Here is a 308-nt window from a genome sequence, read left to right as displayed (position 1 = left end):
GCCATCGAAATCCACGGAGTTGTCAAAGGCATCATCCTTGGCACCTGGCGACTCCTTCGATGCAACCCTTGGAGCCACGGCGGAGTCGACTACGTCCCCGAAGTTGGACGCTGGAAACCAGAGCCATGGGTACCACCAGAAGATTGGGCCGGTAACGCAACCGACATCGTGCGACCCGCCCCCATGGGTATGAGCGACGAATACGCTTCGTTCACCACCCCCCAGAATTTCCCGGCATCCGCCGGACGACCGAAGGACGCTTTCAGCGTCCGCACTTCTTGAAGGAGCGCGCATGTTTGACAAGATCC

1 protein-coding gene is annotated in these 308 nt (G+C 59.4%); it reads left to right on the top strand.

Going from position 1 to position 308, the window contains the following annotated elements:
• Positions 1-3 precede the first annotated feature (3 nt).
• Positions 4-282: a membrane protein insertion efficiency factor YidD gene (yidD, locus tag QP415_RS11275; protein ID WP_442953484.1), complete on the top strand. Its 279-nt coding sequence runs from the start codon at positions 4-6 to the stop codon at positions 280-282.
• Positions 283-308 lie beyond the last annotated feature (26 nt).

This window comes from Pauljensenia sp. UMB3104, from assembly GCF_030217285.1.
Classification (GTDB): Bacteria; Actinomycetota; Actinomycetes; order Actinomycetales; family Actinomycetaceae; genus Pauljensenia.
The sequence above is the reverse complement of the archived record's forward strand: the minus strand, read 5'-3'. Positions and strand labels throughout refer to the sequence as shown.